The sequence below is a fragment of the Galbibacter sp. genome, assembly GCF_048266365.1.
Taxonomy (GTDB): Bacteria; Bacteroidota; Bacteroidia; order Flavobacteriales; family Flavobacteriaceae; genus Galbibacter.
In genome coordinates, this window is record NZ_JBLWZP010000001.1 from 159,538 (window position 1) to 181,817 (window position 22,280).

Below are 22,280 nucleotides of genomic sequence, written 5' to 3' on the forward strand. Positions count from 1 at the left end.
GATGTTGAGCAGAATAGAAATAAGTTGGATCGCGGTTTAAAAATGCCATCCCTAGGAACCATGGCCTCTAAGGATGGCGTGTAAATAACTTTATTCCATTGAAATAATGAAAAACATTCACACCTTTTTAGTTGTCCTAGGTCTTTTATTGCGTTTAGTTTGAGGTAGTTTAGAGTCGATTTGGGCGTTTTCTTCGACCTTTGGAACTTGTTTGGTTAGCCCCTCGCCCCTCTTTGCTTGCTTTTTTTCTTGTGTTTTCTCTTCGGAGAACTGCGTTTCTTCCGCCACGTTTTTGACTGTTGATGATTCGGATTGCCAGAATTCTTTTTCCCTGTTCTCATTGTAAATAGTAATTGATTTGAATTTAGGATTGGCCTCTATTAGCTTAACTTCTTCTTTTCCATCAATTTCAAAGGTAACTAATTGTAGATTACCTTTTTGAAGCGATGTTATGATGCTTTCCTTAAATTCTTCATGCTCCATTTCTAGGATGGGGTAGTTGGACAGCGTTGAATTTAGATTAAAACCATAATTTTCGTGGTAATAGGAAAGTTTGAAATTCCCATTTGGGATGGTTGTAAAGGGGTCAAGTTGCACCCAGCATATATAGGGATCTCCATTCCTTTTTAAGAAGCGTTTGTGGACTGCTCGACCATTCATCAAATTGAAGGCTTCTTTCAAGGTAATGTTATTTCCTTTGTTGATGTAAAAGGTTTGAGACATTTTACCCGCAGGTCCCCTAAGATTCACGACATAGGCATTGAAAAAATACATATCGTGGGTGAGTGATTTACTAAAATACAGTTCAACCTCCATAGTGCTCTGATCATAATTCCTTTGGTATTCAAGGCTAAAGGTGTCTAGTTGTTGTGCAATCTTCTCAGTGAGTTGCTCTGAAAGGTTTTCTCCAAATCCTGTATATTTAATTTGGTCTTTTAAATAGTTTACATTTTTTTCATTCATAATTTTAGAATTTATGGTTAATGGTTTATTTATTTCTATAGTGGTTTAGCATTTAGGAGTAGTTTGTTCTTTATTTTTACTACCAATGGCCTTCTGCTATTGAAATCGATCAATTGCACCGACATTTGCTTTCCCTCGGGGATGGTTGTTCCTTCCAGAGTAATTTCCCGATCAAAGCTCAGGGCTACCTTGGATCTTTCCGTGAGATCTTGATCCTTGTGCACTACAATCTTAATGTTGCTGTGGGTCCGCTGTTTTTCTTGTGCCCGAAGAGCCACCTCAAAGCGTCTTTCTTGATTATAGTAATGCATAGTTGCGGTAGATTTAGTCCCTAAGAAACTTATGGGAATCGGGGTACTTGATACTGCAGGTGTAAATTCTGCTTTGGTAACATTATTCTGAGCAACTTCTAAGCGCCGAGTAACTCGTCTAGGCTGCTGAATATCCAGCACTGATTCCAATAGTTCATTAAGTTGTCTGAGCTCAGGATCCTTTGTGTTTGGATCAGAGACTTGAATCATCATTTCTTGAAGTTGTTCGATGTCAACATACGGTCCTGCTGCTGCTGCTTTAAGGTTTTTAGAAGCACTTGGAAAGCCATTCTGAGTGGGATCTTTTTGACCTACTGACTGCTGTAATTGTTGCAACTTTGAGTATAGTTGTTTCTCTTTTTTAGCCATATCACTAGCACCAAGTACCCTTGGAGTTTTCGAAATAGTATGTTCTGAGGGGATGGAAAGTGAAAAGCCGGACTTTTTAATAGGCCAGTCCAGAGCGGTGTCATTGTCCTCTAAAGTGTTCCAGAACACTTTCTTTGGATCCGCTTCTTTGTAATAACTAAGCTTGTTTTCCGGAATAGCTTGAGCAAACGTAGTTACGGGCGCTTTAAGATTAAAATTACCCAGGATGCTCATAGGAGTGTCGGAAGACTTTTGTCCTGTGCTTAAGTACCAGAAGATAAAGGTGGCCAATACTACAAATAAAATCGGGTAGAGTAGTAGTAACTTGCCTTGTAATGTGTTGATTTTCTGTTGCATGTGTTTGTTGTTTTATAAGTTTACCGGGCTTGTGTTATGCATCTGTATTAGGGTTGTTTATGATATTGAGTTTTGAGGTCTTTGTAAGCAATCACTTTCCAGTTTTCTATTAAAAAACCGTGTAGATTTTGCTTGCTCCTGGATACGGTTCTCAGCTGTCCCTCAGTGATGAGGTTTCGGGTGACTATACTACCGCTTGTTATTGATTCTTGGGTTGCGTAGCACCGGAAGCTGTAGGGGTGTTGATTTAAGTTTAATTGGATGTTATCAATAGTGATTCTTTGACTTGTGTTACTACTTATAATCTTGGTGTAATAGCCTTGTTTACTTAAATCGTCAAAAGTCTTTTTTGCCGAATAATCAGCCAAATAAAGTGCCTTTCCTACGCCGTTTTTGATTTGCTTACCATCGGGATCCAGACGGAAAAAATACTGATGAAAATTTCGAATATGATCTTCGGCTTCTACAGCGATATGTGCTGATCTGCTCGAGGTATATGCTTGCATCACTTTGCCATCTGCAAGTACATAGATTTGGTTTTGCATCCGCTTTATTTTTGCATAGTGATACCCATGGGCTACGATTCCCATTAGGGTGCATGAACAAATTGCTATGATGGCTATTCTACGAACCTCTTTATAGGCTGCTTCTATGTTTTGGATCTTTTCAAACATCAGTTCGGGTTTTGAATTTTATCTTTTAAATAGGATTCCCAAGCGGTAATTTCATGAGTTGAGCCCTCTGAATGCGAGCTGGAGTGCGAACCCCAAATTGCGGAAATCCGATTTCATAAGGTGTGGTGTTAATGAATTAGAGTTAGTTTTAATTGTGTTTTAGTGTGAGCATTATGAATTGTACGTAAAAGGCTTTGAGTTGATGGTGTTGATTTTGAATTTTCAATTTCTGTTGTTCAACTTTCGCTGTGCGATCGCCATCACTCAATTTGAAATAGTCTGAATCGATTAATTTTTCTAAAATCTGCAATTGGCGTTGGCTGTTTCTTAGCAGTTTCCAAAGGTTCCAATGAATCGTAGTTAAAGAGGCGTTACTATAGGTTTTACCTGCATTGAAACTTTTAATTCCATTGGATGTGAACTGGGATAAGCTACTGTACTGCGATTGTAATTTATTAAGCTGATCCTCGGTATAGAAAGCCGAGGAAAGTTCATCATGAGTCCCAAAATAGGAGTGATGTTGTTGATAAGCCTGATCTTCAAGAGCTGTAAATATCATTAAGCCCTTTTCAATACGCTCATATCCTCTTTGATTTTGGTAGTTGAAAAACTTCAAAGCCTTCATTTGCTGTTCTAGATATTGCTCTTGTGTTGTGTTCTGCCATAACCACTCGCAACAATTCTGAGATTGCATCACAGCAACACTCATCAACCATAGCATTGCCACAACGCTGAATTTGTTTTTATTCATGGCTCAATTGGTTTATGTGATTTAACCCGTATAGTAATTTGATGTGATTTCGCTGGGTGGCAGTATTGGCTCTTTGTAAACTGATCAGGCCATTATGGAAGTTGTAGTGTTGTAAGACCTTGAAGTTTTTATAAACTTTAGCTTCAGCATTACTAATCAATTTGAGTCGCTGTCTATCAGTCATGCTACTGGAAAATGATGACAGGATATGGATTAAAAGAGCCGTATTGGTCAGACTGTCCTCTAGGATACATTGGTAGTTGCGGCACATCTGCTTAATCTCTCCCGTTGAAAAACTGGGATCCTTTTGCAGTAACCACCACGTCTTTTGATATTCTGAAACAACGAGGCACTGAATTCTTGTGATTTCTCGGGTCTTTTGGTATTGTGTAATCATATGTTTGGTGTTTTTGAGTTTTGAATACTATTTCTGGTGTAGGGGTGTTGTGAAAATCGGAGGACTTGGTAATTGCATTTAATTTTCGTGGCTTCATTTGATTCTCAAGGGGAGTTGCAGGCGTTTTGCAGCTAATTTGTTTTGTTCTGAAGTCGCTGAATCTTATGATCGACCGCTATTATCGTTTTTTCCTTAAATGATATATTTTTAAGTTAAGTGCTGTGCGTAATGCAAAAATCAATCGCATTACAAAATACAGGGAGAGTTCGATTTAATTCAAGTGATCCCCTTAGATCGCTTCTTTACATCTATTGCTGCGACACCGCAATTCTGACCATCGAATGGGGTCAAATGTACCTTTGCGTAAATCCACCGGCGTGATAGTCTTTTAATTCAGAATTCCCTCTTCATTAAAGAGGATATAGTACCATGGAAAATGATGTTTCAACAAGCTCGAAATTAATTGAAATCGAAATCTCTAAGGTCTGAGGTCAGCACTCCCATTCCCAATAAAAATACTGAAGGCTCAGGATAACCAATTTTCCTCCAAAAATGGAGTTGCGGTTGAATACTCTTTATTTTTTCCGTCAAATATATAGCGACCGAATAATTTTCCATTAGTGAATACATCAACTCTGGATTGTAAGCAATAATATATTCCCAGAGATGTTCTTTTAGTTTTGTTTCCATATTTGTTGTGTATTTAGATTCCAAAAAATGTTCTTAAGATCGCGCTTACAATCACCAAAAAGTAATCACTGCCGATTCAAGCTGCGGTATTTCTCAGTGTCAGGATCTCCATCATTCCATTTCTGATGTGCCTTAATTACTCCAATATGACCCGCAATAGCACCAATGGCATACATTGAGTCTAATTAAAGAGGAGTCATAGCCTTGAATAGTCTCACCGGCTACATTAATTCCTGGCACAGCATTCTGAGTCAGGAGCAATTGAGGGCTCGTAAAAAGGTGCCGTGAGGAATAAGTTTTCACTGGCCTTTTAATAAAAAATGGAGAGTTTCATAAGCCTGAATTTTTAAAAGGTTAAAAAAAGCGAAGAATGTCCCCTATAAGAATCTCTATAGTTCTTATACGGGAAGTATAGAAGGGAACACCTTCGCTTAAGGTACGGTATGTAAGGTTGTCGCCTTCCACAAGCCCTCCAATTCGTCATGGCGAAGACCTACCGGACCGTACTTGTTACATTCGTTAACAATACTTTGATTGATATGCTCTCGAAAAGAGGTGTTCCTTAAGGAAGGATAAGTACACAAAATCTTAGCGATACATTTTAGTAATTGTTCACGATTTAAGCCCTTGTAAAAACATTGGGCGATATTTTCCTTGAGAAGTGAAAGGACCGTTTCGACGTCATTCGGAAGGTTTTCACTTTTTTTATGGGTCAGCGTTCTTAATTTCAGAACTGGGGCTCCCGCTTTGGATTTTAATGGCACTTTTAAACGGTATAAGTAGAACCAACAGAGTACAGCAGCATAATAGGCAACTAGTAATAAAACAACCGTAATCAAGTAATCCTTCCAATTAATTCCTGTAATCATAGTAATAACATTTAATCATTCGACATTCAGTTTTCAGGGTCTATCGTGTAAATAATAAAGTTGTCTAATCAGTGAATAGGATTGTTGTTTGTCATAGTAAAGGTTTTGACTTGTGTTAGTAGTATGGGTATAATTGGTTGCTTCGAATATAATAACAAGAGGAGGCTAGCCTGGTTTTAAAACCACGGAAACTGTCAGGATATCTTAAATTGCAACATATGTCTTTGATTGGTAGTAGAGCGGTCTGCAATAACGGCCATCAGTAAGTAGTTTCTCTTTAAACAGAGCTTCAGAATAAACAATCTTGAAAAAAGGAACCTTAATAATTCCTTTTTTCTGATTGTTTGAGGGAAAATCAAAACGTATTTCTGAGTATAAGTTCTGATGTGGTTTTGAGGTTCCCTTAAAGTCTTTTTAAGTTGCTGAATAGTTGTTGAGCCATTTCCTCAGTAGTCTCAGATAGTGCGATACCGAGATAGGAATGCATGTTGATAATACTAATAGTCCAATCTAGATCCTCTTCCTCTTCCTCCTCATCTTCTTCTTCATCGAGACTCAAGATCAGTGGATCCTGCATATCATCTGTGGATTTCACCAGAACGATAAAGGTGAGAATGACCTGTTTGTCATAGCTGTTGAGGGAGTCATTATTGACGGTCTCTAATTCATAGGAATTAATCTGCTGTAATACCCAATCAAGGTTTTTACCATTGTACTCCACAAGATCTTGGGTAAATCCATAGAGGCTTGTTTTGGCTATCTCACTAAGCAAAGAATTGTCGATTAGTTCCGAGAGTGAAACTTCTCCTAGGAATAGTTCGTGCTTAGTTTCGGTAAAGCTGACTTTAGATTTTGACTCGAGGATCTGAATGCTATTAGAAAGCAACGTGGCATTTAGCTGCTTGTAAATAGTACTGAGCTCAACGTCTTCTTGCGGCTTTTTAGTGGTCAACAGACTTTGATAAAGATCCCCTAGCGGATAATAGGGATTGGTGTCGTAGATCCCCTTATCCTCTACAGGATAAATTTGCTCGAGATCTAAATCCAGATCATGAGTAGTGTTACAGCTAAGTATAAATATAGCAGTAATTGTAAATAAAAGTTTTGGTGTTTTCATGTTGATTAATTAAGAGTTACTGAAAAATTATTTCAGTTCGTCTTACCCGGATAATCAGAACCTAAAAGCTTCTGCCTAGCCAGCAGAAAGCTTCCTTTGAATATGAAACAAACATAATAGCTGATTTAATTCCGTGCAAATAGTGGGTAGGTCATTTTCCGAAAATGACGTTCTAAGCCTTTGAAAACACCTGAGATAATTTCAGGCATAACTAACCTGGTTCGGCATAAAATAAATTGCCTTTTAAGTCTTGTTATTCGTATGTAGTGCAATGTTTGTTTATGTCGAAATTCGAATTTAATTTAACAATTTTCGCCCGTGATATAAAGCCCTTAATTTTTTTTGCATTTTTTAATAAAAACACTGAAGATCTCTGGGAATTAGGACGTCATTTACCGAAAATGAAGTCCCTTCCATTGATTTAGAATATGTTAATTCATCAGATTAGCTTAAATTAGTAGGGAACACTTGGAGATTTTTTTAATCTTCACATGACTTTAAACCCTAAAAACAACCAATTTCACTTACGCTATGAGTAGATGGATATCCATTATATTAATACTAAGCGCAAATTTGCTTTTGGCTCAAAGTCCAGGAGAAATACCTTCGGACTCATTAAGTTCGATGGATTATAGTGCGCTTATTAACGAGTTTAAAAAGGAACAGGATTCTTTAAAAAGACAATCGTATTTGATTGCCTACCTTCGAAAGGCTAAAAAATCACAAAATTCCTCTAAAATTGTTGCCGGATATAAGAACTTACTTTATTATTCTGCTTTAAATCTTCGTACGGCCTATGCCGACAGCATGATTTTAGCCGCAGAAAAATCTCGGGACACGGTACTAATTGCCTCGACCTATTTAACCAAGGGTATAGTGTTATACGGACTTAAAAAGTATCAAGGAGCTTTGGATAATTATCTAAAGGCAGACGATTTAGTCACTAAGGTTAACGCATCGGCTTATTTGCGCTACAAAATAAAGTACAATATAGGAATCATCAAGCATTACTTAGGTGCTTACGAAGAAGCATTAGTGCTTTTTAAAGCATGTTTGGAATTTTACAAGGACGATTATCCCAGACCTTATTTAAACACCCTTCATTCTATTGCATTATGCTATAGTCACCTTGAACAATATTCGATGAGTAATTATTTCAATACGTTAGGACTTCGTGCCGCTGAGGAGCTTGGGAATCGAAAAATGAACCCTTACTTTATGCATTGTCAAGGGATAAATGCTTATCATTTAAAGTCCTATCAAAAAGCAATAGATCTGCTGTGTGAGGTGTTGCCGGAGATTGATAATAATAAGGACTTTGCCAATGTGATTCTTGGGAAATTTTATATAGGGATGAGCCTGTGGGAACTCAAACGTTTCGATCAAGCAATTTCGTATTTCGAGGATGTTGATAAAAATTTTCAGCTCAAGGGTTATATCAAGCCTGAATTTAGAGAAGCTTACAAACTGTTGGTGGATTATTACGATAAGCACAATGATCATGAACGTGAGGTATTTTATACCAAAAGGTTAATCTCCGTGGATAGTGTGAATCACAATAGGTATAAAGTTCTCTCTACTACTGTTCATCGCGATTATAACATGGCTAAGCTCCAGGATGAAAAGACTGCACTTTACAACCAATGGACAAGGCTCATGAAGTATGGTCGGATTTGGAAAGGTATTGTGCTATTACTGCTCTGTTTTATTTTGTGGTGGATAGCTAAAAGCTTAGGAGTATATTCTAAAGTCAATAAACGGATTTGGAAAGAAACATCCGTAGAACCTAAGGACTCATCACTCTTTCAAAAGGAAGATTCAGGAACTTATGTTCCCCAGGATACTCAAAAAGAAATTTGTCAACAGTTAGTAGAATTCGAGAAAGGAAAGTACTTTTTACAAAACGTAAGTTTAGGAGGCTTGGCCACCCGGTTTAAGACCAATTCGAAATACCTGTCAAAAGTTATTCGCAAAACTAAGAACAAGGCTTTTTCTGCCTATATAAATGACTTGAAAATTGAAGAGCTCATGAAAATGCTTGCAAGGGACAAAAAGTTACGACACTATAACTATAAATCAATTGCGAATATGGTTGGATTTGGATCGGTGTCACGACTCACGAGAGCTTTTAAATTCCGGACCAATACAACAGTCTCTGATTATATCAAGCAATTAGAGAAAAAGGAACAAAAGGAATTCCAGTAATAGTACACATTTATTCAAAAAATAAGCCCTGTGTTGTTAAACACAGGGCTAACTGACCCTCACCACTATAATATAATGGTACATTAATAACAGCAATTCATCATTGCTTTGGTAAAAATACTTTGATTTGAATGTTATATTTTACGGATTCCCGTAGTGTGTCGATTTTTAACTTTAGATCAATCCAAAATCTTTTACTTGGGCAATAAGGTGTACGGTGTTCTTTGCCTTAAAGTAAATTTTCAGTTTGTTAATTCGCTTTTCAATACTGCTGACACTTGAAGGATTAATCCCTTTCGCTTTTAAGTTTTTAGAAATATCATCTTGAGAATACCCGTGGGATAGTTCCTTTAAAAGACTGATGTCGTAATCTTGAATTTCGTATGCGGGTTCCTGGTTTAAAAGATGTACTAAATCCGGTGCAAGATAAATGTCATTTTCCGCCAAATTCTTGATGGTACTAATCATTTCTTTGGAACTCTCTCTTCCCTTACATATGTAACCATTAATTCCTGGATTTTTAAGAAGGGATTTTATTTTTTGAGGTCTATCGTCAATAGAATAAATAATAATTTTAGTTTCCGGTTGCAGGGTTAGTATTGCCCTGGAAAGATCTTCGCCAGAATGTAGTTTGCAGTTTCTATGATCCTGTATAAAGGAAAGATCTGAGATAAGAAGATCAAAAGGTTTGTTATCTAGCATTGCTTTTTTAAATTTTAAAAGAGCATCATCGCAATATTTTGCGTGTTGTATTTCAAAATCAAAAACTTTACTCAATTCATCAATTAGTCCTAGATTGACTGTATCTATATCTTCGGCGATTAAAACTTTTTTAAACATCTGATTGTAATTTAATTTAAAACCAACTCTTCATCCAATATGATGATAAATTGTAATTCAAAATTAACACATAGCTTCCGCTAAACACTACGGTTTTCCGCAAGCAAGGGGATTAATTTCTAAAAATACATAATTTTAAGTAGTATTGCATCACTTTAAACCGTTGAGGTTTTCCGTAATATAGTGTTCGGTGATTTGTTTAATTTAGCATTTACTAACAAATCACACACCCAAATTTTAATTTTTAAGGAACTATGGATTCTCCAATCAAATATCTAATACAAGGGGTATTTCAAAAAGCCAAAGAAGAATCGGGGCAAACATCTATTAATAGTTGTTGTAATCATCTGGAGGGAAGATTCAGAGAGGATTTTAAATGTTATGAGGGAACTTCATCAAGGTCATTTACACGATTGCATAAGAAGTATATCGAAGAGTCACATCATGAAAAGGCAGCTCCGAAAGCCGAGCTTTTAGATGCGATGAGCCGGTATCTTGGACATAAAGATTATCAAGATTTCTTAATAAGTCAAGGTAATGGAAAAAAGAGTTCCTCTAGCCATTCATCATTTTCGAATGCTAGGAAAAAACCAAATAGAGAACGTATAATAATTCTTTTTATCGGTCTTGTTATAGGTTCATTATTGGGTTATAAAATTCTTACAGGAGGTACAGGCAGTCAACCATCCCCGGAATGTATGATTTGGAATCAGACCCATTTTGAAAAAATTTCTTGTGAATTGAGTCTGAACATTGAAAAAGCAGGAAAAATTATTGGATTTGATGCTACCTTATTTAGTTCTATGAAAATGATTCCTGAGAATGAGGTGAGAGTTGGTGATTCGTATTACTATAAGGTTGGTAGGGATTCCATACAATACTTCTCATGGTATGGAAAACATCCATTAAAAGGAGAAGATCTGAAGCCTGTGACGGATTACATCATTGGAAAATACATCAATCCATAGAAATTCTTAGCTATAGTCTTTAGGGACGATCAACGTAGTAAGTAAAAGGCATGAGTTAAGTTGTTGAAAAATTTGCATCGGATCATAATCCGAATATATATATTTTTCATATATTAGCATTCAATTAAGTTTTAGGGTGTGAGCAGCAGTGCTTTATCTTACTTAATTGAGACCAAAATTATTGAATATTTAGATTTTTTAGCATTTAAAATCTTTAATATGAAAAAGCAACCAACCATTGTACAAGCACTATCGAATTGGTCCCTAAATCATATTTATAGTTTAAGGGTGTCTGTTTTTGACAGGCTAAATAGTAAGAAGCCAAAACAACCAATTTAATAGTTATAATAGGTGAATCTAGTCTTTAATTCACCGAAGTAGGGAATATGTTTTGAATATGCATATCGACCTTATACCGTAAATTAGCTTTCCTTTGAATATTGACACCGTTGATGGTGGTTAAGAATGTAAGTACATATTGTGTTTTTGCCTATGGCTAAAGACACAGATGATCGTTTCCGTTTTTTACCTCACTCAATGGTATTTTAGGGCTAATAAAATTACAATCAACTTATAATTAATGAATTAAAAATAAAAAAAAGCCGGGGTATGAGATAAAGTAAGGGTAGTTAAATATAAGAAAAGGCCCTCTGTGCATTTGACAGGTGACAGAGAGCCGTATAGGAATTAACAAAACAATTGTTTTATTAAAACAACACTCAAAATTATGCAAAAAAGTTGTGTTGACAAGGGTTTCTATGTTCAATTTTTCTTATTGATTACCTTGCTCAAATTTTTATTTTCTTCTCATAGTCAAACTATAAAAGAAGCATCAAAAATTTGTTTTTTACAGTAGTTCCCATGGGTTTTTAACCAGTACCTCTCAGAAGGGAGAACCGTTACATTTGATCGGTTAGTTCTTTTTCCAGGTGTTCACGTTCTCATTCTAAATTTGGGTGGTTGAACTTACACTGACAGTAACGGGGCTTTTGACCTCATAAGCCACTTCCACCGAAGTACTGGTTTTTTATTTAGTCATAGTTACTACCTTGTATGGGTAAAGAGGCAAATGTTGTCCTTGATTTTTAAATAGATAGAATCCTAATTCTAAAATTGACCTTTCATTTTTGTCAATTAGAACTTCCTACCATAATATTCCCATCAATTTAAGAGTTCATAGAATTTTAAACTCTAGGTGTTTTTATGCCCTGGGACGGCCCGGAACTAAAATATCGGGATTAATATGCAATTCGTGTTAAAAGCTTTCTGTTAACTTCAAAGTTTACATTCGCATAATATGCATATGCTGCTGTTTTCGGTACTTTGTTGCTGTAGGCGGATATCCGTCCAATAAGTGATTATAAAAAACAGCAAGCCTTTGCCACTCTATGTCATACTATGCAAAAGGAGGATAAATCTTTAGATGGCTTAATGCAAGCAGTGGCTAATTCTGACAAGAACGCCTATAATAGCTTGTATGAACTTCTATGGGAGCCCATGTATCTCTATGCTTCCTCGATAATTATGGATGACAATTTAGCCAAGGATTTGGTACAGGAGGTATGGTTAGATTATTGGAATCGTAGAAAGGTGCTTCAAGTTAAAAATATTAAATCCTATTTGTATAAGGCGGTTCGATATCAATGTTATAATAAACTACGGGACTCCAAATTTAATGCAACTCAAATTGAAATTGCCAATTCCCTCTCTTCACCTGCAGCTATCGAGTTAGAAGAAGATGTAACTGCACTTTATTGTAAAATTGAAATCATTCTTTCCGGTTTGCCCAAACGATGTCAGGAGGTTTTTAGATTGAGCAGAATAAATGATTACAGCAATAACCAAATTGCTAAAGCCCTTAATATCTCACAACGTTCAGTTGAAAACAACATTTCCATTGCACTTCGAAAACTTAGAAAGGAGTTGTCTGTTGTTAAATTATTTTAAAGAGGAATGCTTGAACCTTTAAGCTAAGGTTATGCGCATAGACTTTAGATTAAGCAATCGTTAATACGTACTTTTTTAGTGTGCGTTGGTCCTCCCTTTAGGTACTTATAGTTGAAACACACCAATAATGACCGAAGATCAGATCAAAAATCTAATGAAAAAATACCTGGAGGAGGGACTCACTAAAAGTGAAGAAATGCTTTTGGAGCAATTCGATAGTACCCTTTTTACAGAAAACTTGGAAGAGGTTACGCAAAGGCTTTCACGGAACAACATTAAACATATCCAAGGAGGTCAAAGACCTTCAAATTCCAAATCATATAGCCGACAACATTGGCTTGCCGTTGCGGCTACTATAATTGTTTTAATAACCATTGGGACAGTGTCCTATTATTCCATGCAGCAAAAGCCCCAAGCCATTGAGGTTGCACAGGTTGTGAAAACCACCCCTTTTGGAAAACGATTAACCCTCCACTTGTCGGATGGTACTAAAGTCCATTTAAATGCTGGAAGTACCATTGAGTTTCCAGAGCGATTTACAGGGGCTGAAAGAGCGATTAAGATGGAGGGAGAGGCTTTTTTTGATGTTTCAAAAGATTCTACCAGACCCTTTATAATTCATTCAGGTAATGTGAAAACCACTGTTTTGGGAACATCTTTTAACATCAACAGCTTTGGCGAAAATTCTGCTATAAAAGTCTCGGTAAAATCTGGAAAAGTCACGGTTAATTCCCCTGGTGATGGAGTTGTTATAGGCGCCTATCAACAGGCCGTGTTTGATAAAAAAACCAAAAAAATAAGTAAAGAGACCATAAAGTCAGATGACCAATTTGCATGGAAGGATGGAGTCCTTCAATTTAAGGATCTTCAAATAGTGGAGGTGCTAAAAAGACTAGAGCGTTACTATGGGGTTGATTTCAGCCTTGGAAATCAAAGCATAGGTAATTGTCATCTTACAGCAACCTTCAAAAATGAGTCACTTACCTCCGTTATGGAAAGTATTATATACACTAAAAAAGGACTAAGGTACCAATATGTTAACGATCGAGAAATTCGTATCACAGGGAAATGTACAGACTAATCAATTAAATCAAACACGCTTAATAAACAGATAGCATATGGAATAAAAATAACGAATAAAACAGTCTTAGATACTTTGGGAAACAAAACTGACTGTCGTGTACTTGACAACCATGAAATTTAATAACTATTAAACACGATGAATAAACATGAAATTGCCAACTATTAAACAATTTATCAAAATGACATTAGAATCATTTTGCCTATTAATCATTTTAACCCTTCTAAATCCTGTTCTAGCTGCAAATGCTAAAGGACAGAAATTAGAAAATTACACGGTAGACCTATCTTTGAAGTCGGCTAGTGTGAAACAAGTTCTAGCAGAGATTGAAGCCCAAACCACTTTTAATTTTGTCTATGATAGAAAAGTGGAACGATTGGAAAACAGTTATGACTTTAACTTTCAGGGAGTGTCCGTTCGAGGGATTCTAGAAATACTATCTAAGGATGCCCATATTAGTTTTAGAAGAGTAAACCAAACCATAGCTGTGGATGCTAAACAAATAGAATTGCCACAGATTGTTGAGGTGATTTATCAAACGGTTCAAGGAAGTGTAAGTGACGAAAATGGTATCCCATTAGCAGGAGCCACTATTATGGAGAAAGGGACAGCTAACGGGGTGACCACTGATTTCGACGGTAACTTTTCCATAGATGTAGAACAAGGTGCGACCATAGTGATCTCCTATTTAGGCTATTTGAGCCAGGAAATAATAATAACAGATCAATTATCCATAAATGTACAGTTGGTTGCCGATGAAGCAGTATTGGATGATGTTGTTGTGGTGGGTTACGGAAATCAGAAAAAGGCCAGTGTTTCCGGTGCCATCGCCTCAGTAAGCAGCGAATCCTTTAATAAAGGGATTGTAAGTAATCCGGGTCAACTTTTGCAAGGAAAAGTTGCAGGGGTGAATGTATCAGTTGTTAGTGGAGAACCTGGATCATCTCAAGATGTAATTATTCGAGGAATTGGAAGTCTTAGATCAGGTACAACCCCATTATATGTGGTGGATGGATTTACATTAGACAATTCTGGAATTGGTGTTGCCAATAACCCTTTGAATTTTATCAATTCTAATGATATTGAATCTATAGAGGTTTTAAAGGATGCTTCGGCATCTGCAATATATGGTTCAAGAGCAGCCAACGGCGTTATCGTAATTACCACCAAAAAAGGTAAAAAGGGAAGAACTGAAATGAATCTATCGCTCTCCACTGCAATTTCTTCTTTGGCAAATAGAATTGATGTCTATAATGCTGAGGAATTTAGAAAGCAGGTGACAGCAATCGGTGGTAAACTTAGAGATGGAGGAGCCGAAACTGATTGGCAGGACGTATTTACAAGAGATGCAATTTCAAATAATGTCAACTTCTCCATGGGTGGAGGTAGTGATCAGTTCTCCTACTATGGATCAATTGGAGTGGAGGATCAGGAAGGTATTTTGAATAATAGCGATTTGAGGCGTTATTCAGGAAGAATAAACCTATCCCAATCGTCTTTAAATGATCGATTCAAAGTGGAATTAAACCTTACGGCCACACGGACAGAGAATAAGAGGCCACTCACAACAACCATCGTATCGGATATGTTGGCTTCGAATCCTACTTATCCGGCCTATACCGATGGCGAACCAACGCCAACCTTAAACGGAGATCAGTTCAACTCATTGATTCGGGAAGATCTCTACAGTGATTTTGCCTATAACAATCGTATTTTGGCTAACATATCGCCATCTTTTGAAATTGTAGATGGCTTAACTTATAAGGTGAACCTTGGGGTGGATTATTCCCATACAGAAAGAGATGTTCAAAATCGTCCTTACAACAAAAGGGAGGATGAGATTGGAAGTTTAGCACTTACCTATACCAGCAATAGCAATACCTTGATCGAGAATTATCTTACCTATGAACTTGATAAGGGTAAGCATAATGCCACCTTCTTAGCTGGTTATACCTATCAAGAAACCTTTTATAAATCAAGATGGTGGGATTATGAGGATTTTCCGGATAATGGGGTGGATCCTAAATATCAGATCAATGCCGGTAAAGGAATCTCCAGAGGTTCTGATGCTGTAAAGGATGAGCTGCAATCCTTTTTTGGTCGTGTTAATTACTCTTTTGCAAATAAGTATATGCTTACAGCTACTATGCGTGCTGATGGTTCTTCCAAATTTGGGGGGAACAATAAATACGGATACTTTCCGTCAGCATCCGTTGGTTGGAACATAGGAAGAGAGGACTTTATGAGTAATACTCCTTTTAATAATTTAAAACTAAGAGCCAGTTGGGGACAAACAGGAAATCAAGAAATACCTTCTAAAATTACTCAGGCAAGTTATACCGACAGTAGAAACGATAATGACACTTATCCTCTTGGAGGCGTAATCAATGGTATAGAGGACTATCCTTACGGTACTGTATATACGCGCCTTGCCAATCCGGATATTCAATGGGAGGTGTCTACCCAAATGAACGTGGGTCTTGATTTTGGGTTATTTGAGAACAAGCTTACCGGAACAATTGATTATTTTAATAAAGTATCTGAAAACGTACTGTTGGAAGTTGTTCCTTCAGACCCTATTCAGCCTACAACCTCGTATTGGACCAATATTCCGGATATGGAGATTAGAAACAAAGGTTTAGAGGTCTCATTGGATTATAGCAGTGACCGTAGTGTTGGAGATTTTGCATATCAAATCGGAGGTAACATTGCCATTACCCAGAACGAAGTGAAAAACTCACCTTACAAGGTGCTGACTACCGGTGCGGCTCAAGGTGCGGGTCAAACAGGTTCTACCATTAATGGATATTTGAACGGGGAACCCATTGGAGCCTTTTATATGAAAGATTTCATAGGTATTGATGCCGAAGGATTCAGTCAATTTAGAGATGTAAACGGAGACGGTGAAATCTTAGATAATGACAGGACCGTTGTTGGCAGCGCAATTCCTGATGCCGTCTATGCATTCTATATCAATTTGTTTTACAAGAATTTTGACTTTGGTCTTAATTTTAACGGGGTGACAGGAAATCAAATATACAATCACACAGCCATGTCCAACTTTACCAAAGGTAATCTGGCCTTATCCTACAACACAACCGACAAGGCTGTTGAATATCCACAAGAAGGTCTTAATAACACAAATGAAGTGTCTACTCGCTATTTAGAAGACGGTGATTTTTTAAGATTAAATAATGCCACGTTGGGCTATAATTTGGATCCCAAATATTTGGGAATGGAGGAATTTATTCAAAATATTCGATTCAGTTTTACGGGGCAAAACCTATTGGTGATTTCGAATTATTCAGGTTTTGATCCCGAGGTGAATACCGGTGCTACAACCGGTGATATTCAAACCTTCGGTATCGATCATTTTACCTACCCAAAAGCAAGAACCTTTGTCTTTGGAGTTAATTTATCCTTTTAATGATATTAAAAAAACAGAATCAAATGAAACGTAAATGTATAATAGCTTTTTTGAGTATAAGCAGTTTGTTGACTTGGAGTTGTACAAATTTAGATGAAGAAGTTTTGGATGAATCCCTGACAGGTAGTGGTCAAGCTAAGGTGGTTAGTGGTGCATTGGCTCCTGCTTATGGGCTGCTTCCACAAACTTTTAGACATACACGATATTATGGATTGCAACTTATAGCTTCTGATGAGGCCATACTTCCGGCTCGTGGAGGAGATCAGTGGTATGACGGAGGGAAATTCATCGAGGTGCACACCCATAAGATTACCCCTGGAAACGGCTTAGTCGGTGAATCCTGGGACTATTTGACAACAAATATTTCCAGAACAGTCTCAGCCATTGGAATATTAGAGCCCTTGGCAGAATCTGATATCCAGGCCCAACAAGGTCTTTATGAGATGATAGCACTAAGAGCGTATTTGAATATGGTTATGTTAGATAGCTGGGGATTGGTTTTTAAGAAAGAACATGTGGATGCAACCTCAGAAATTCTCCGTTCAGCGGATGCTGTTGCTTATCTCGAGAGTGAATTTCTATTTGTTGTCGATAAGATCAATAATGACAAAGGTCCTGGAAGACTAACCAGAAATGCTGTTTTGGGTTTTTTAGCAAAACTACATTTAAATGCTGCGGTGTATCGGGATCCTTACGCTAAGCCTACATTTTCAAAGGAAGATATGGATAAAGTGATTACGTACACTAATGCTATCATTGACTCTGGAAAACACAGTCTATCCCCGGAATATTTTGAATTGTTCAATGATGACAATCACGACAATACCGAACTAATTTTTGCTTTAGACCAACGCGGAATTCTGAAAAATGACCATAGTCGATGGGCGTATTGGTCCATGTCCGGATCACTGTTTCCAAGACCAGAATATCCCAGTGCAGATGGTACGGATGGTCCTGCAATTACACCAGATTTTTACCAAACCTGGGTAGATGCCTATAACGGTGTGGATCCGGCCGATGCAGATCCTAGATTTTATAAAAAAAATGTTGTTGTCCCGGATAACTTGCAAGATTTGAGTGGTTATACACCTCAAAATGATGGGGATCGTTTTATTTGTATACCAGCTGAAGACTTTGAAATTGATCGAGGGATTCTACGCGGAACACCATGGGGTCCAAGAAAGGATTCTGATGGAAATTTTTATACCTGTGATGGAGGTTATCGTATTTATGCCGTTGGAGAACGCCGGGAAGCAGATATGCAGTATTATGTGAATCACAGTCAAGAAATTGACTTCTCATCCAATAATGGTTATGCCAGTGGATTTAGGGTTTCAAAGTATCAATTCAGTCATAGCTCTTCAAATGGGAATAATTACAGCGATGTTGATTTGGTAATGCTTCGTTATGCAGAGATTTATCTAATGAGAGCTGAGGCCAAACTTAGAAATGGAGATGCAGGAGCTGCCCTTGCTGATGTTAATCATTTACGCACCTCAAGAAACGCCAGAACACCGATTCCGGCTCCACTTACAAGTATAGATTTAGAAAAATTATACAGAGAACGTGGGTTTGAACTTTATTGGGAGATGGCTAGACGAACAGACATGATCCGCTTTGGACATTATGAAGATAGTTGGACAGAGAAAACCGATACAGATATCAGACATCGCTTATTTCCAATACCTCAATCTGCTATCGATGGTGCTTCGAATACCGAAGGCTATTTGGTGCAGAATGATGGATATTAAACCAGCTCATTTAAGTCATAATAGGGGGGTAGCCCCCTATTACCTTAAGTTGAATCAGGTATCTGTAATGGCAGAAGGTTCGTAAAATTAAATACAGAATAAAAAAATAAAACAAATGAAATTCAATAATAATATTGCGCTGAGTGCTTTAGTCATTGGAAGTTTGATTTCTTGTGGAAAAGAACAAAAAACGGAGAACCTGGAATCCTCCGATGCGATAGTGAGTCCTCAACAAGAACAACCTATAAACGTGATTCTTATGATTGGAGATGGTATGGGGATAGCACAAATCTCTACTGCATTTTACTTTCAAGACAGTACTTCTAACTTTGAACAATTTAATAGTATAGGTTTTACCAAAACATCTAGTAGCAGCCATACCATTACGGACTCGGCAGCCGGTGCAACTGCAATGGCGACAGGTCAACAAACTTACAACCGTGCTATTGGGGTCAACAAGGACAGCCTGTCCGTTCCAACCATTTTAGAAGAATTGGATGCCAAAGGGTATCAAACCGGTTTGATTAGTTTAACTAGTATTACGCATGCTACCCCTGCAAGTTTTTATGCTCATGTTAAGGATAGAGATATGCATCAGGACATCGCTTTGGATTTAGCAAAGGGCAAGGTTGATTTTTTCGCCGGTGGAGGCCGGGAATACTTTACCCAAAGAGAAGACGGTAAAAACTTAATAAATCAGCTGGAGAATAACGGTTATCAAATCGATACCCTTGGGCTTAATCCTTATAATGCCCAAAAGAAGAACGGTTATCTATTGGCCAAAACTTCCATGCCTTCGGTAATTGATGGTCGAGACAGCTATTTACAAGACGCAACGGCCATGGCACTCGATTATTTTGACAGTAAAGAAGATCCATTTTTCTTAATGGTTGAGGGATCTTATATCGATTGGGGAGGTCATGAAAAGAATGCTGAAATGATGATCCAGGAAACTATTGATTTTGATAAAACCATAGGTGTGGTGTTGGACTATTTGAAGAAGAATCCAAACACCTTACTGGTGATTACTGCAGATCATGAAACAGGGGGAGCAGCAGTGGGGAAATATTACGATGTGGATCCCAAAACAGCAAAGAAATCAGAAGATCCTACCAAAGTGCAAGTGTATTTCACGACAGACCAACATACCGGTGAGCTTATTCCAATTTTCTCCAAGGGAAAAGGGGAGAATGTGTTTCAAGGGATATATCAAAATACGCAGGTGTATCATAAGTTAAGACAAGTATTAGGTCTTGAGGACTAATATCTAATTCAATATTTGCCCCAAGTTCATTGCATTGAATTCCTCTTCTAAGCATACGTATTACTCGTATAAAGAAGAGGAATTTATTTTTCGCATAACCTCCGATGTACATCTGTTTAAGTCCTTGCTACTATCTTTTGTTAGATTGGTTTTGTATGTCATCTAGTAGCTGCTTTTCATTTTTAGATAAGGAAAGTTTGTAATTATCATCCCAACGAGACAGGTTATCAAACTTTTTGACCACCTTACTAAAATCCTTGGAGAGGTTGTAGTTGGTCTTAACCTTGACAGGCTTTTCAGTTTTTATGGCGTTGATGACTAATTTAGCACTTAAGTGATAATCATAGCTTTCGCCCTTGAAAACGCCTGCTCTTAAATTGTAAGCTTCAATATAGTATAAGGCCCATTTTCCATCCGGTAATTGTTTGTACCGGATCAGGTTGTCTACATCCTTTAAGCTGTAGGAAGGCTTTTTGGTAGAAAGGTTTTTTTCAGATGCTTCCGCAATACTAGCTAATTTTTCTTTATCGTAGGTATACCTTATTTCAACGATAGCTAAGGACTTGGAATCGATGAATACAACACCCTTTCTTAAGGTTTCTACATTTTTAATTATAGGGTGAAATAGGATTTTATAGAGTTCTAAACCTTGATACGGAATTTGACCTTTAAATTCAAATTCATAATCATGTAGTTTATCAGTATCTAAAAAGTAAGCCTTGTTTCTGACAAAATCACCATTTTCAAACATGGCCACTACTCCACCATGGGTTCTAAGTCCCAATGTTGAATAATTTTCTGTACGTCTAGCATTAACAATTTCCGTAGAGACTGTTCCCCTAGCATTATAACCCACAAAATCAACCTCAATCATTTCTACTCCTTTAGTGTTTTCCTTTAAGGATTGTCTATAAAAACCATATGTATTGTAGGGGCTGTTAAAATAGTTGTGGTCAATTTTTTTAATAGCCTTTAAAATGGTGTCCCTGGGGTTGATCTGTTTTAATACGATTTCATCTAGGAGAATAGGAACAGGATTTAAGTAAATGGTGTCCTTAGGGTGTATATCTTTAAAAGAAATGGTTTTGGATTTGTAAGAGAGGTGAGTAATAGACAGGGAGTCTATGATGAAATCACTTGGCAATTCAAGATAGCCATCTTCGTTGGTAACTACACCTAATCCATCACTGAGATAAATAGAAACCGCTTCTATAGGAGATTTTGTGTCCGCATCAAAGACGTAATTTTGTGAGAATGCTAAATTGACAAAGAAGATACAATATGCAAAAACATAATTTTTCATGCAGCGCCGATATGGAAAACAAAGCTTCGCTCAAAGCGATACTTATTTGTGGTTATTTAAAACTGGCCTCCAGCAACACTCAATACTGCACCTTCTTTGGTGTTACGCTAATAACTACGGTTTTGCGATAATAACTTCAACATTTTTCTTCTGGAGAATTTCGATGGTTTCCTCATCGATCTTTTCATCTGTAATAAGCTTATCTATTTTATCAAAATTGCTGATAAACGCAAAGCCGCTACGGGTAAATTTAGAAGAGTCAGAAACTACAATAACTTCTTCTGCGATCTCTATCATAATTTGATTCAAATAGGCCTCTTCCATATAGTGGGTAAAGACACCAAGGTTTGGTTTGATACCATCCACGCCAAGGAAAAGTTTATTGCAATAGAGTTGTTTGAAATTGCGTTCTGCCATAGGCCCTACTAAGGACATGGAAAATTCTTTTAAATAACCTCCAGGCATAAAGACCTCAAGGTTTTTAAAATTCGCAAGGTTATTCACAATATCTAAAGCGTTACTGATCACAGTAAGTCTTTTAAAATGACTCAGATTGTTTCCGATCTCAAAAGTGGTCGTTCCGGAATCCAATATGATACTATCGTCTTCTTTAATCAAGCTTGCAGCTTTCTTACCGATTACTCTTTTAATATCGTGATTGATTCGCTTTTTCTCTGTAACCGTCAATGCAAGATTATTGGTCTTGAAAGCACCACCGTGAGCACGGATCAACAAGTTATTTTTTTCAAGTTTATCCAGATCATTTCGTATGGTGACCTCACTAACTCCTAATAGTTCACTTAACTCATTTACATTTACCTGGCCAACTTCGTCGAGTTTTTGCAGAATGAACGATCTTCGCTGAGCGGTCTTTTTCATTTTCATTGATTGATGGTTTTAGCGGTATTCCTATTTAACATCCGTACAGCGTATAGAACTTTTACGGTTTGTTCTTGGTAAAAATAATAATTAAAATCTAAATGTATGGCAAAAAAA

Annotated in this window: 19 protein-coding genes; 7 read left to right on the forward strand and 12 right to left on the reverse strand. The window is 37.2% G+C overall.

All coding sequences use genetic code 11. The features are described from left to right. Positions 1-117: 117 nt before the first annotated feature. The 9 genes from ACN0TV_RS00735 to ACN0TV_RS00775 form a co-directional block, all read right to left on the reverse strand. The gene (locus ACN0TV_RS00735) at positions 118-963 is read right to left on the reverse strand and encodes a hypothetical protein (RefSeq protein ID WP_417359123.1); all 846 of its coding nucleotides are present in this window, start codon (positions 961-963) and stop codon (positions 118-120) included. Between the two features lie 35 nt (positions 964-998). Then, positions 999-2,000: a hypothetical protein gene (locus tag ACN0TV_RS00740; protein ID WP_417359125.1), complete on the reverse strand. Its 1,002-nt coding sequence runs from the start codon at positions 1,998-2,000 to the stop codon at positions 999-1,001. Positions 2,001-2,047: 47 nt separating this feature from the next. After that, complete coding sequence (gene traK, locus ACN0TV_RS00745; RefSeq protein WP_417359127.1) at positions 2,048-2,674, reverse strand: conjugative transposon protein TraK; 627 nt, start codon at positions 2,672-2,674, stop codon at positions 2,048-2,050. Positions 2,675-2,822: 148 nt separating this feature from the next. Next, complete coding sequence (locus tag ACN0TV_RS00750; RefSeq protein WP_417359128.1) at positions 2,823-3,425, reverse strand: hypothetical protein; 603 nt, start codon at positions 3,423-3,425, stop codon at positions 2,823-2,825. Then, positions 3,418-3,822 (reverse strand): hypothetical protein, encoded by a 405-nt coding sequence (locus ACN0TV_RS00755; RefSeq protein ID WP_417359130.1) that lies wholly within the window; start codon positions 3,820-3,822, stop codon positions 3,418-3,420. Before ACN0TV_RS00755 ends, ACN0TV_RS00750 begins: the two co-directional genes overlap by 8 nt. A gap of 459 nt (positions 3,823-4,281) precedes the next feature. Continuing rightward, on the reverse strand, positions 4,282-4,512 hold the full coding sequence (locus tag ACN0TV_RS00760) for a hypothetical protein (RefSeq protein WP_417359132.1): 231 nt from the start codon (positions 4,510-4,512) through the stop codon (positions 4,282-4,284). Positions 4,513-4,577: 65 nt separating this feature from the next. Next, on the reverse strand, positions 4,578-4,688 hold the full coding sequence (locus ACN0TV_RS00765; protein ID WP_417359134.1) for a DUF4134 family protein: 111 nt from the start codon (positions 4,686-4,688) through the stop codon (positions 4,578-4,580). Positions 4,689-4,943: 255 nt separating this feature from the next. After that, a complete protein-coding gene (locus tag ACN0TV_RS00770) occupies positions 4,944-5,381 on the reverse strand; it encodes a hypothetical protein (RefSeq protein WP_417359135.1) in 438 nt (145 codons plus the stop codon). A gap of 403 nt (positions 5,382-5,784) precedes the next feature. Further along, complete coding sequence (locus ACN0TV_RS00775; RefSeq protein ID WP_417359137.1) at positions 5,785-6,498, reverse strand: hypothetical protein; 714 nt, start codon at positions 6,496-6,498, stop codon at positions 5,785-5,787. 531 nt (positions 6,499-7,029) lie between these two features. Here ACN0TV_RS00775 and ACN0TV_RS00780 point away from each other — a divergent pair. After that, positions 7,030-8,703, forward strand: a complete 1,674-nt coding sequence (locus tag ACN0TV_RS00780; RefSeq protein ID WP_417359139.1) for a helix-turn-helix domain-containing protein — start codon at positions 7,030-7,032, stop codon at positions 8,701-8,703. Positions 8,704-8,877: 174 nt separating this feature from the next. Here the strand turns inward: ACN0TV_RS00780 and ACN0TV_RS00785 are convergent, their stop codons facing one another. Next, positions 8,878-9,543 carry a DUF5932 domain-containing protein gene (locus ACN0TV_RS00785; protein ID WP_417359141.1) on the reverse strand — a complete coding sequence of 222 codons (666 nt, stop codon included), beginning with the start codon at positions 9,541-9,543 and terminating at the stop codon, positions 8,878-8,880. Positions 9,544-9,797: 254 nt separating this feature from the next. On the opposite strand from ACN0TV_RS00785, the gene ACN0TV_RS00790 reads away from it, so the two are divergent. The 6 genes from ACN0TV_RS00790 (at position 9,798) to ACN0TV_RS00815 (ending at position 19,981) form a co-directional block, all read left to right on the forward strand. After that, positions 9,798-10,511 carry a hypothetical protein gene (locus tag ACN0TV_RS00790; RefSeq protein WP_417359143.1) on the forward strand — a complete coding sequence of 238 codons (714 nt, stop codon included), beginning with the start codon at positions 9,798-9,800 and terminating at the stop codon, positions 10,509-10,511. 1,398 nt (positions 10,512-11,909) lie between these two features. Further along, positions 11,910-12,458: an RNA polymerase sigma factor gene (locus ACN0TV_RS00795; protein ID WP_417359145.1), complete on the forward strand. Its 549-nt coding sequence runs from the start codon at positions 11,910-11,912 to the stop codon at positions 12,456-12,458. A gap of 127 nt (positions 12,459-12,585) precedes the next feature. After that, positions 12,586-13,539: a FecR family protein gene (locus ACN0TV_RS00800; RefSeq protein ID WP_417359147.1), complete on the forward strand. Its 954-nt coding sequence runs from the start codon at positions 12,586-12,588 to the stop codon at positions 13,537-13,539. A 181-nt stretch (positions 13,540-13,720) separates the two neighbouring features. Beyond that, on the forward strand, positions 13,721-16,966 hold the full coding sequence (locus tag ACN0TV_RS00805) for a SusC/RagA family TonB-linked outer membrane protein (protein ID WP_417359149.1): 3,246 nt from the start codon (positions 13,721-13,723) through the stop codon (positions 16,964-16,966). 23 nt (positions 16,967-16,989) lie between these two features. Beyond that, positions 16,990-18,717: a RagB/SusD family nutrient uptake outer membrane protein gene (locus ACN0TV_RS00810; protein ID WP_417359151.1), complete on the forward strand. Its 1,728-nt coding sequence runs from the start codon at positions 16,990-16,992 to the stop codon at positions 18,715-18,717. 115 nt (positions 18,718-18,832) lie between these two features. Then, on the forward strand, positions 18,833-19,981 hold the full coding sequence (locus ACN0TV_RS00815) for an alkaline phosphatase (protein ID WP_417359152.1): 1,149 nt from the start codon (positions 18,833-18,835) through the stop codon (positions 19,979-19,981). 130 nt (positions 19,982-20,111) lie between these two features. Here the strand turns inward: ACN0TV_RS00815 and ACN0TV_RS00820 are convergent, their stop codons facing one another. Both ACN0TV_RS00820 and agaR read right to left on the reverse strand, forming a co-directional pair. Next, positions 20,112-21,284: a hypothetical protein gene (locus tag ACN0TV_RS00820; RefSeq protein ID WP_417359154.1), complete on the reverse strand. Its 1,173-nt coding sequence runs from the start codon at positions 21,282-21,284 to the stop codon at positions 20,112-20,114. Positions 21,285-21,398: 114 nt separating this feature from the next. Beyond that, on the reverse strand, positions 21,399-22,169 hold the full coding sequence (agaR, locus tag ACN0TV_RS00825) for a transcriptional repressor AgaR (RefSeq protein WP_417359156.1): 771 nt from the start codon (positions 22,167-22,169) through the stop codon (positions 21,399-21,401). Positions 22,170-22,280: the final 111 nt, after the last annotated feature.

Excerpts from the sequence above, each read along its gene's own strand:
- ACN0TV_RS00735 (WP_417359123.1), bottom strand. The coding sequence starts at position 963 with ATGAATGAAAAAAATGTAAACTATTTAAAAGACCAAATTAAATATACA.
- ACN0TV_RS00740 (WP_417359125.1), bottom strand. The coding sequence starts at position 2,000 with ATGCAACAGAAAATCAACACATTACAAGGCAAGTTACTACTACTCTAC.
- traK (WP_417359127.1), bottom strand. The coding sequence starts at position 2,674 with ATGTTTGAAAAGATCCAAAACATAGAAGCAGCCTATAAAGAGGTTCGT.
- ACN0TV_RS00750 (WP_417359128.1), bottom strand. The coding sequence starts at position 3,425 with ATGAATAAAAACAAATTCAGCGTTGTGGCAATGCTATGGTTGATGAGT.
- ACN0TV_RS00755 (WP_417359130.1), bottom strand. The coding sequence starts at position 3,822 with ATGATTACACAATACCAAAAGACCCGAGAAATCACAAGAATTCAGTGC.
- ACN0TV_RS00760 (WP_417359132.1), bottom strand. The coding sequence starts at position 4,512 with ATGGAAACAAAACTAAAAGAACATCTCTGGGAATATATTATTGCTTAC.
- ACN0TV_RS00765 (WP_417359134.1), bottom strand. The coding sequence starts at position 4,688 with ATGTATGCCATTGGTGCTATTGCGGGTCATATTGGAGTAATTAAGGCA.
- ACN0TV_RS00770 (WP_417359135.1), bottom strand. The coding sequence starts at position 5,381 with ATGATTACAGGAATTAATTGGAAGGATTACTTGATTACGGTTGTTTTA.
- ACN0TV_RS00775 (WP_417359137.1), bottom strand. The coding sequence starts at position 6,498 with ATGAAAACACCAAAACTTTTATTTACAATTACTGCTATATTTATACTT.
- ACN0TV_RS00780 (WP_417359139.1), top strand. The coding sequence starts at position 7,030 with ATGAGTAGATGGATATCCATTATATTAATACTAAGCGCAAATTTGCTT.
- ACN0TV_RS00785 (WP_417359141.1), bottom strand. The coding sequence starts at position 9,543 with ATGTTTAAAAAAGTTTTAATCGCCGAAGATATAGATACAGTCAATCTA.
- ACN0TV_RS00790 (WP_417359143.1), top strand. The coding sequence starts at position 9,798 with ATGGATTCTCCAATCAAATATCTAATACAAGGGGTATTTCAAAAAGCC.
- ACN0TV_RS00795 (WP_417359145.1), top strand. The coding sequence starts at position 11,910 with ATGCAAAAGGAGGATAAATCTTTAGATGGCTTAATGCAAGCAGTGGCT.
- ACN0TV_RS00800 (WP_417359147.1), top strand. The coding sequence starts at position 12,586 with ATGACCGAAGATCAGATCAAAAATCTAATGAAAAAATACCTGGAGGAG.
- ACN0TV_RS00805 (WP_417359149.1), top strand. The coding sequence starts at position 13,721 with ATGACATTAGAATCATTTTGCCTATTAATCATTTTAACCCTTCTAAAT.
- ACN0TV_RS00810 (WP_417359151.1), top strand. The coding sequence starts at position 16,990 with ATGAAACGTAAATGTATAATAGCTTTTTTGAGTATAAGCAGTTTGTTG.
- ACN0TV_RS00815 (WP_417359152.1), top strand. The coding sequence starts at position 18,833 with ATGAAATTCAATAATAATATTGCGCTGAGTGCTTTAGTCATTGGAAGT.
- ACN0TV_RS00820 (WP_417359154.1), bottom strand. The coding sequence starts at position 21,284 with ATGAAAAATTATGTTTTTGCATATTGTATCTTCTTTGTCAATTTAGCA.
- agaR (WP_417359156.1), bottom strand. The coding sequence starts at position 22,169 with ATGAAAATGAAAAAGACCGCTCAGCGAAGATCGTTCATTCTGCAAAAA.